Raw genomic sequence first — 274 nt, 5'->3', positions numbered from 1 at the left:
CGACAGTGCTTACCACAGTTGCTCCACTGGCATTTTCTGCCAACCTCACTTTGCAGCCAGGGAATGGATCCACCAAACAACTCATATTTCCAGTCGTCCAGGGCATGGGATACGTGACTGGTGTGTACTCTAATCTCCAACCTCTCATCCAAAGCAGTGTCTTCTTCCGGAGTGTCGTATCTGCCGGCTCTCCAAAGCCTGGGATTTACAAATATCGAGTAACCCTGGAGGACAGCAAGTCCTGGCTTCTCTACGTCACTCCCTCAAACGGAGC

The 274-nt window shown here is 51.5% G+C and carries 1 protein-coding gene; it reads left to right on the top strand.

Annotation, left to right across the window (positions count from 1 at the left end; translation table 11 throughout):
• Nucleotides 1–5 precede the first annotated feature (5 nt).
• On the top strand, nucleotides 6–274 hold a 269-nt coding region (locus SAY88_RS26175), incomplete at its 3' end, for a glycoside hydrolase family 81 protein (protein WP_431308924.1).

Source organism: Halalkalibacter flavus, from assembly GCF_036663575.1.
In the GTDB taxonomy this organism is placed as follows: Bacteria; Bacillota; Bacilli; order Bacillales; family Bacillaceae_D; genus Halalkalibacter; species Halalkalibacter flavus.
This window is presented reverse-complemented; position numbering and strand designations above follow the sequence as displayed.